2 protein-coding genes are annotated in these 1,952 nt (G+C 37.2%); both read right to left on the minus strand.

Features of this window, described 5'->3' with window-relative positions:
* A partial coding sequence (locus ICN49_RS11550) for a hypothetical protein (protein ID WP_216168223.1) occupies nt 1–345 on the minus strand: 345 nt, incomplete at its 3' end.
* The gene (locus ICN49_RS11555; RefSeq protein ID WP_216168224.1) at nt 335–1,153 is read right to left on the minus strand and encodes a hypothetical protein; all 819 of its coding nucleotides are present in this window, start codon (nt 1,151–1,153) and stop codon (nt 335–337) included. The genes ICN49_RS11555 and ICN49_RS11550, both read right to left, overlap by 11 nt.
* Nucleotides 1,154–1,952 lie beyond the last annotated feature (799 nt).

Raw genomic sequence — 1,952 nt, forward strand, 5'->3', positions numbered from 1 at the left:
GGCAATCAAAAGCTCTGCGGCGCGTTTTTCTTTTTCTTGGCTCTGAAATAACATCTCTTCATTGGCGATGATTAATTCATCCACCCGTTTAGCTTTTTCTTCATTGGCAACAAAAAGCTCTGCAGCACGTTTAGCTTTTTCTTCATTAGCAATTAAAAGCTCTGCGGCGCGTTTTTCCTTTTTTTCGTTCTCGCGCAACAGCTCTTCATTGGCGATGATTAATTCATCCACCCGTTTAGCTTTTTCTTCATTGGCATGAAGAAGCTCTTCAGCACGTTTAGCTTTTTCTTCATTAGCAATTAAAAGCTCTGCGGCACGTTTGGCTTTTTCTTCATTAGCAATCAAAAGCTCTGCGGTACGTTTTTGCAATCAAAAGCTCTGCGGCGCGTTTTTCTTTTTCTTGGTTCTGAAATAACAGCTCTTCATTAGCAATAACTAATTCATCCACCCGTTTAGCTTTTTCTTCATTGGCAATTAATAGCTCTGCAGCGCGTTTTTCTTTTTCTTGACTCTGGAACAACAGCTCTTCATTAGCAATAACTAATTCATCCACCCGTTTAGCTTTTTCTTCATTGGCATGAAGAAGCTCTTCAGCACGTTTAGCTTTTTCTTCATTAGCAATTAAAAGCTCTGCGGCACGTTTGGCTTTTTCTTCATTAGCAATCAAAAGCTCTGCGGTACGTTTTTCTTTTTCTTCATTAGCAATCAAAAGCTCTGCGGCGCGTTTTTCTTTTTCTTGGTTCTGGAATAACAGCTCTTCATTAGCAATAACTAATTCATCCACCCGTTTAGCTTTTTCTTCATTGGCAATTAATAGCTCTGCAGCGCGTTTTTCTTTTTCTTGGTTCTCGCGCAACAGCTCTTCATTGGCGATGATTAATTCATCCACCCGTTTAGCTTTTTCTTCATTAGCAATCAAAAGCTCTGCGGTACGTTTTTCTTTTTCTTCATTAGCAATCAAAAGCTCTGCGGCGCGTTTTTTGTTTTCTACACCATGAAACAAAAGAACTTGATTGGCATCGACTAATTCGTTTAACAGTTTGTCCTTTTCTTTATGGGCAATAAAAAGCTCTGCGGCGCGTTTTTCTTTTTCTTCGTTCTCGCGCAACAGCTCTTCATTGATAATGACTAATTCATTAAGTAATTTGTGCATTAAATGGCCTAATGTAAAAAGAGTTAGATAAATTTAAAAAAATTAAATATAACAATGTAATATTTAATATTTAATATTCATGAAATATTGTGTCACGAGGGCCAAGAATTTTATTGACCCACTAAGGCTTTAATATGCTTTAAAACAAGATGCTTATCTTATGCTAACAAAATAATTATTAAAATAAAAAGGTAGATTAATCCACGATATGCACCCGTAACAGCTAATAAAGTGGAAGAACGGGTTCTTATTTATGGCCTTATTGGTCTTTAAGCCAAGGTAGTAAGAGGTAATCCCCCCGCAGGTTAACTGGCCTCAGGGGTAGAATTTCATTAATTAACCCTACTTCTGAAAGGAGCTTTAAATGGGGGGTTCGTAAATTAACTAAAGTTACACCAAGGTAAATATTACAATTAAGAATGTAGGGAGTAATCCCCGTAAGAATCACTTAGGTATAGCAATAAAAATGGAGCTATTATGAAATTATTTTATCCTGCTACTTTCTTATTTTTCCTTTCAATTATTACAATTTCACATTCAGTCGAACCAGAGGGGCGAGGACGGAGTCCTGAAAGCAATAATTTACTAATCATCCCCAATGTGTCAGTGCAGCCTCAAAATGGCACCATCTCCAAAGGTCCAAATGGATTAGTTGCTACACAGGCTGGGAATATAACGTATTACTCTAACGGCCCAAGCTCGATTACTAATGGGAATAAAACTGTCTACTCCAATGGCAAAAGCTGTGTAACAAATAATTCAAAAACTACCTGCAATTAAATGGATACCAACAAAAAAC

It is taken from the genome of Polynucleobacter finlandensis (genome assembly GCF_018881755.1).
GTDB classification, from domain to species: Bacteria; Pseudomonadota; Gammaproteobacteria; order Burkholderiales; family Burkholderiaceae; genus Polynucleobacter; species Polynucleobacter finlandensis.